The organism is Nitrosospira sp. Nsp18 (assembly GCF_900103145.1).
In the GTDB taxonomy this organism is placed as follows: domain Bacteria; phylum Pseudomonadota; class Gammaproteobacteria; order Burkholderiales; family Nitrosomonadaceae; genus Nitrosospira.
This window is the reverse complement of record NZ_FMWY01000004.1, coordinates 150,032-156,031: the sequence shown is the minus strand read 5'-3', so window position 1 is coordinate 156,031 and position 6,000 is coordinate 150,032. Positions and strand designations below refer to the sequence as shown.

3 protein-coding genes are annotated in these 6,000 nt (G+C 53.9%); all 3 read left to right on the top strand.

Annotation, left to right across the window (positions count from 1 at the left end; translation table 11 throughout):
• Positions 1-232 precede the first annotated feature (232 nt).
• From BLS94_RS03230 to BLS94_RS03220, 3 genes are read left to right on the top strand one after another with little or no spacing between them, the layout of a single operon-like run.
• The gene (locus tag BLS94_RS03230; RefSeq protein ID WP_256325266.1) at positions 233-1,438 is read left to right on the top strand and encodes an efflux RND transporter periplasmic adaptor subunit; all 1,206 of its coding nucleotides are present in this window, start codon (positions 233-235) and stop codon (positions 1,436-1,438) included.
• 12 nt (positions 1,439-1,450) lie between these two features.
• Complete coding sequence (locus tag BLS94_RS03225; protein WP_090957736.1) at positions 1,451-4,588, top strand: efflux RND transporter permease subunit; 3,138 nt, start codon at positions 1,451-1,453, stop codon at positions 4,586-4,588.
• The gene (locus BLS94_RS03220) at positions 4,575-5,972 is read left to right on the top strand and encodes an efflux transporter outer membrane subunit (RefSeq protein WP_090957735.1); all 1,398 of its coding nucleotides are present in this window, start codon (positions 4,575-4,577) and stop codon (positions 5,970-5,972) included. Before BLS94_RS03225 ends, BLS94_RS03220 begins: the two co-directional genes overlap by 14 nt.
• Positions 5,973-6,000: the final 28 nt, after the last annotated feature.

Sequence of the window (6,000 nt, the reverse complement as noted above, 5' to 3'; positions counted from 1 at the left end):
TTACCATATCAAGGTCTCCTTTTCGGTAACCTTCAATATGGCGCAACGTTATTTCTCAGAATACCTTTCGGTTACATTTAATTCGGCGCAATTCGTTCTTATGTATATAATTTACATACATACACGAATGTATGCAAGATGTTTCTTTTTGACTGTTTCCGTTTACTGCGTGGGGTTAAAGATGTCAGCTGCCAAATATTATAAAAATGATAAAAACAGACTTGGCAATCTGATGGCGACTTCGCATTCGAAAGCGACCATCGCGTTTATTATTGGCATTGCCATGAACATTGCATTGGCCGCTTGTGGCAAGAGTGATCAGGCCTCCAATCAACCGCCTGCTGGAATGGCGCTCCCGGTAAGCGTGATCGAAGTACAACCCACTAGTGTGCCGATCAGTGCCGAGGCGGTCGCACAAACCGAAGGCGCCAAGGAAGTCGAGATACGTCCTCGCGTCGGCGGTATTTTGCTCAAACGCCTCTATGAAGAGGGGGCGGCGGTAAAGCTGGGCCAACCCATGTTCCTGATTGATCCTGTACCCTATAGAAATGCCTTGGCCCAAGCAAAAGCGCAACTCGCAGAACAGAAAGCCCGCATTGCACAGACGGAGCGCGAAGAAAAGCGCTTGCGCGATCTACTTGAAACGCAGGCCGTCAGCCAGCGCGAGTACGATAATGCAGTCTCCGATAACGCAATCGCAAACGCCTCCCTGGAGCAGGCGGAAGTTCGCGTGCGCGATGCCGAGCTAAATCTCTCTTATACCTCCGTGCCGGCTCCGGTGACCGGAGTATCCGGCCGCTTCCAATTTTCCGAGGGAACGCTGGTTGAAGCCAACACCAGTCTTCTGACGACGATTGTCCAGTTATCGCCGATCTGGGTACGCTTCAGTTTATCGGATAACGAACTGGCGCAGATCGGTGGTCCGCTACATGAACAAAACGTGCAGCAGGTAACCTTGATACTGCCGGATGGCTCGGAATACCCCAAAAAAGGCAAGTTGAATTTTGCAGCCAGCGAAATCGATCCAATGCTGGGTACGCAGCAATTGCGCGCAACTTTCGAAAACGTGGATCAGCGGCTTTTGCCAGGGCAGTTTGTGCGTGCGCGCGTAACCACCGGCGAACGTGATGGCGTTTTTCTCGTACCCCAGGTTGCAGTGCAGACGTCCGATCTGGGAAATATCGTGTATATCGTCAATGAAAAAAATGAAGCCACCATGCAACCGGTTGTAACCGGCCATTGGCTGGGCAAGGAGTGGGTCATCCTGAGCGGTCTCAAAGCGGGTGATAAAGTCATAGTCGACAATATAATCAAGCTTCGCCCCGGAGCCGCTGTGGCGCCTAACCTGCTTCGTCCAGAGACACCCGTGGCGACCCATGCTCCGGGATCACCGCCTGCTGAGACTTCTGCTCGGCCCGACCCAGAGAAACAGACTTAGGCGGAAATCATCATGACAAGATTCTTCATCACGCGACCTATTTTTGCGTCCGTAGTATCCATTATCATCGTACTTGCGGGGTTGGCAGCCGCGATGCAATTGCCCATCGCACAGTATCCGCAAATTGCGCCGCCGACCGTGCTGATCACCGCGACCTTTCCAGGCGCCAGCGCCGATACCTTGGCTAAAACGGTCGCTGCACCGATTGAGGAGCAGTTAAGCGGTGTCGAAGATCTATTGTATTTCAGCTCCAGCGCCGATTCGAGCGGTACGCTGACAATAACCGTGACCTTCGAAGTCGGCACGGATGTCGATCAGGCAACTTTCAACGTAAGCAACCAGGTAAATATTGCTCTGCCGCGCTTACCGGAGGAAGTCCGCCGCACCGGCCTGATAATACAAAAGCGTTCCAACGACATTCTTCTGGTTTTTATGCTCGTCTCCAAGGAGAAGGGCAAGTACGACCCCCTGTATCTGAGCAATTATGCGACGCTTAACGTGCTGGATGAGCTAAAACGCACCAAAGGAGTGGGTGACGCGATAGTTTTCGGGGGACAGGATTATTCCATGCGTATCTGGCTGCGCCCTGACCGCATGGCTCAATTAGGCGTTACTACCACGGATATTGCCGCAGCTATTCGATCTCAAAACGCTCAATATGCTGCGGGCAAGATAGGACAGGAACCTGCACCTGCGGATCAGCAGCTGATTTATACCGTTAACGCCAAAGGCCGGCTGCTGGAACCTGAACAATTCGGCAATATTATCCTGCGGGCCGATGGGCCGCGCGGCGCACTTTATCTCAAGGATGTAGCCCGCATCGAACTGGGTGCGCAAAGTTACGATGTGCGCACTGCACTCAATGGCGAACCGGGCGCGGGCATTCCCATCTTCCTTCAGCCCGGTGCAAATGCGCTGGAGACGAAAGAAGCCCTTGTCGCCAAAATGGAGGAATTGAAGACTCATTTCCCTGAAGGAATGGATTATGTAGTGCCTTACGATACCAGCCTGTTCGTTACAGCCTCGATCTGGGAGGTCATTAAAACGCTGGGCGAAGCGATGATACTGGTGATACTGGTTGTGTACCTTTTCCTGCAAAGCTGGCGCGCCACGCTCATTCCCCTTGTCGCGGTGCCGATCTCTCTCATTGGCTCGTTTGCGGGACTATGGTTGTTCGGCTTCTCCATCAACACGCTTACGCTGTTTGCGATGGTGCTGTCTATCGGCATTGTGGTGGACGATGCGATAGTGGTGCTGGAAAATATCGAGCGCTTGATGGACGAGGAACAATTATCACCGATGAAAGCTGCCATCAAATCCATGGAGCAGGTTTCACGGGCCGTTGTAGCCATTGTATTAGTGCTGTGTGCAGTGTTTGTGCCTGTAGCCTTCATGGGCGGCATTGCCGGTGAGCTATATCGCCAGTTTGCCGTGACGGTTGCGGTGGCAGTGGTAATTTCCGGCATAGTAGCGTTGACGCTCACACCGGCGTTGTGTGCCATTATCCTGAAAACCACTCATGGAGAATCTGCATTCTTCAGAAAATTTAACAGTGGATTCAGGCACTTGACCAATTTCTACACTCACACGGTCAGCCTGACATTACATCACCCCATTATTGGCGCGCTCGTATTCGCAGGAATCGTCGGCGTGGCAATTTACCTGGGCAAAACGGTTCCCGAGAGTTTCGTGCCGCCTGAAGACCAAGGCTATGTGGTGGCCGCGACGATTCTGCCTGACGGCGCAACGCTGTCTCGAACAACCCGGACGGCTGAAGCCGTGCGCGCTGCCATTGCGGAAGACCCGGCAGTTTCCCACCAGTTTGTGGTCAACGGTTACGATCTTATCGGCGGCGGAAACAAGACAAGCTCGGCAACCATGTTCGTGACATTCAAAGATTGGTCCGAAAGAATTGCCACTGCCGAGGATATCGTCAACAAGCTGTTCGGTATCGGCATGCAGCAGCCTGACGGCATCGCGATAGCATTTAATCCCCCTGCCATCCGGGGGTTGGGTACCGCAGGGGGGTTTGAAGTTTATGTGCAGGCCCGCGGCGGATCGGACCCCTTGCGATTGTCGGGGGTCGTGAGCAATCTCATCGACGCATTGAACCAGGAACCGCGCCTCGCTGGCATCAATACTTTCTTCCGTCCCACAGTACCGCAATTTTTTATCGAAGTGGATGAGGCCAAGGCGATTTCGCAGGGAGTATCAATTGCTGACCTGTATGCCACCTTGCAGAGTACTATGGGTTCGCTCTATATCAACGATTTTAACAAGTCCGGTCGCACCTATCGCGTACAACTGCAGGCAGAACCCCAATACCGTATGAAGCCGGAAGATCTCGGCAGAGTGTACGTGCGTTCCGAATCCGGTGCGATGGTGCCCATGTCGGCGCTGAGCACGATAAAAAGCATCGTCGGTGCGGAACAACTGGAGCGCTATAATGGTCTTCTTGCCGCTAAAATCATGGGAAGTGGCGCACCCGGCGTAAGCTCAGGTGACGCCATTAAACTCGTGGAAGAGATCGCGGCAAAAAACCTGCCGGATAATTATCAGATTAGCTGGACGGCACAGGCCTTCCAGGAGAAACGCACGGGTTCCGCAGCAACTCTCGCTTTCAGTTTTGCCATTATTATGGTATTTCTGATTCTGGCTGCGCAATTCGAAACCTGGGGATTGCCTCTGGCCGTTATCATGGCCGTGCCCTTTGCGCTGACAGGTGCGCTTCTGGCGGTGCTGGTACGCGGGATGCCGAATGATATTTACTTTCAGGTTGGCTTGATTACACTTATAGGGCTGGCGGCAAAAAATGCAATCCTGATCGTGGAATTCGCCAGCCAGAAAATGAAAGAAGGAATGCCGGTTGCAGAAGCCGCGGTTGAAGCTGCACGGTTGCGTTTTCGCCCTATTGTCATGACTTCCATGGCTTTTGTGCTGGGGATCGTACCGCTGGTAATCGCGACCGGGGCCGGGGCCGCCGCACGCCGCTCAATGGGAACCGGCGTCTTTGGCGGCATGCTGCTTGCGACTTTTGTCGCAACCATATTCATTCCGTTATTCTTCACATGGCTTACTCGCAAAAACCCGGGAAAGTCGGCTGAAGATGTACAACATGTACAAGAGGAAAGGGCAAATGCGCCACTATAATGCATGGGTCAGAATACTGTTCTTACTCCCGATCCTGGTCGTGACCTCTTGCGCCATGGGGCCCGACTATGTCCGTCCCCATATCGACACCGCTGACAGGTTTCGCATGGCTGAAAATGAAGGGCACTCCATTGCCAATCTGCCATGGTGGGAGTTGCTTCACGATGATGTACTTCAACAGCTTATCCGGCAGGCTTTAGCGGAAAATAAAGATCTCAAGCAGGCCGTGGCAAGCGTTGAGGAACTCGAGGCCCGCAGCGCAATCAGCCGTTTTGACCTGCTCCCGAAGCTCGAATACAACATCAACGCGCCTGCATTCGGCACTCTCGGTGGATTCCTTTTCCCCGGATTTCCCACACCGTACAGCTACTTCGCACAAAATAACGTGGCTTGGGAAATAGATGTCTGGGGCAGGCTCCGCCGCGCCAACGAAGCCACTCGTGCCGACTTGATGTCGCGCGAAGAAAATCGCCGGGCCGTTGTCCTCACACTGGTGAGCTCGGTAGCACAATCCTATTTCGATCTTTTGCAATTCGACATGCAGTTGGGTATTGCGCAAAACGCACTGCGGTCTTGGGAAGAATCGGTCGCCCTCTCCCGGGCACAACTACGCGGCGGCGTCATCTCGAGACTTGATCTGGATCAGTTCGAGGCAGAACGGGCCAACGCGGCAACGCGCGTGGCGGAGATCGAGCGTCAAATGGTTCAAAAAGAGAATGAGCTGAGCGTATTGCTGGGCAAGAATCCGGTACCGATCGGTCGGGGGATTGCATTGACAGAGCAACTGTTGCCGCCCGTGGTGCCGGCCGGCCTTCCCTCGGAGCTTTTGCAGCGGCGCCCCGATATCCTGCAAGCAGAACAGACGCTGGCAGCAGCAACCGCCAGAATTGGAATGGCCAAAGCGGCGCGGTTTCCCAGAATTTCGATCACCGGTTTTCTGGGCGTGGCAAGTCCGGCATTGTCCAAGCTGCTTGTTACGGGAAGCGAATTTGGAGCGGCGGGCGTCGGCTTGGCAGGCCCATTGCTGAATCCGCAAAGCCTGGGGTTCGAACAGCGGGCAACTGAGGCTCAGGCAAGGCAGGTGTTGGCCAAATACGAGCAGACCATTCTTGTGGCCTTCAAGGAGGTTGAAGATGCCCTAGTGGCTGTTCGTACGTTCAATGATCAACGTACGGCGCAGCAGGAACAGGTCGAGGCATTGCGCTCGGCTTTGCGTGTGGCTGACCTTCGCTATAAGGGAGGCATTACCAGCTATGTGGACGTGCTTCTTGCCAAGCGCAATCTGTTCGATGCCGAGTTTGGGCTCTCGGCAACACGCCGGATGCATCTGGTGTCTGTCATTCAGCTATATAAGGCCTTGGGCGGAGGATGGTTGCCATCGTAAACGAGCATCACGATACCATTTAGCCCCG

What these genes read in the sequence shown, in the direction of transcription:
- BLS94_RS03230 (WP_256325266.1), top strand. Translation starts at nt 233, where the DNA reads ATGGCGACTTCGCATTCGAAAGCGACCATCGCGTTTATTATTGGCATT.
- BLS94_RS03225 (WP_090957736.1), top strand. Translation starts at nt 1,451, where the DNA reads ATGACAAGATTCTTCATCACGCGACCTATTTTTGCGTCCGTAGTATCC.
- BLS94_RS03220 (WP_090957735.1), top strand. Translation starts at nt 4,575, where the DNA reads ATGCGCCACTATAATGCATGGGTCAGAATACTGTTCTTACTCCCGATC.